Below are 742 nucleotides of genomic sequence, written 5' to 3' on the forward strand. Positions count from 1 at the left end.
AAAAAGGCACATGCGAAAATATGAATGGTTTAATTAGGCAATATTTACCTAAAGGGATTGATTTAAATCAGGCAGATCAGCATTATTTAAATCAAGTTGCCATGTCACTGAATACTCGTCCTAGAAAAGCGTTAGATTGGCTTACACCATTAGAGAAATTTGCTCAGCTTGTTGATTATCATAAGACTTTTCAAACTGTCGCACCTCATGTTTGAATTCGCCCATCAATGTTTTCGTGGTGGGGATTTGAAGGCGACAAACTTCCTAAACCGATTGATGGTCGTGATAAACATATTGTAAAAGGTGCGTTCTATACAATCCATTCAGCACTTGCTCAAACGGGAGTATATTGGCAAATCAACGATAACTGGAAGGCTGAGGTTACTCAAGCCAGAGTGAGAAATCGTAATTTTGTGAATAAAACTTTTGCATACGTTTTAAATGAACAAGGTGATTATTCAATAAACATGTATCAATTAGGTGGAGAAAGTGTTCGTGATATCAGCCAATTAATGGTAACTGGTTTATTTGATACAGGTTTTATAAATCATAATTTAATTTTTGGTGGATCTTTCGAAAAAAAGGAAATGCGTGATACAAGTTATAATTGGGATGGGCTTTGTTGCACAAAGATTTGAAATGCAAAGCGCCCCTAATTGAGCCAAATTTAAGGCGTAACTTGGGTAAGTGGTCGACCTAATTCCGTAAATCTGTTAAGGACTGCTACACGTGCATGGATCTC

General features: G+C 36.7%; 2 protein-coding genes. Both read left to right on the forward strand.

Features of this window, described 5'->3' with window-relative positions; genetic code table 11:
* Positions 1–215: hypothetical protein (locus E0D95_RS15145; RefSeq protein ID WP_031991246.1), on the forward strand; the 215-nt coding region annotated here is incomplete at its 5' end.
* A 12-nt stretch (positions 216–227) separates the two neighbouring features.
* Positions 228–638, forward strand: coding sequence for a hypothetical protein (locus E0D95_RS15150; protein WP_228258905.1), 411 nt, complete (start codon positions 228–230; stop codon positions 636–638).
* The last annotated feature ends 104 nt before the right edge of the window (positions 639–742 follow it).

The organism is Acinetobacter ihumii (assembly GCF_900625095.1).
In the GTDB taxonomy this organism is placed as follows: domain Bacteria; phylum Pseudomonadota; class Gammaproteobacteria; order Pseudomonadales; family Moraxellaceae; genus Acinetobacter; species Acinetobacter ihumii.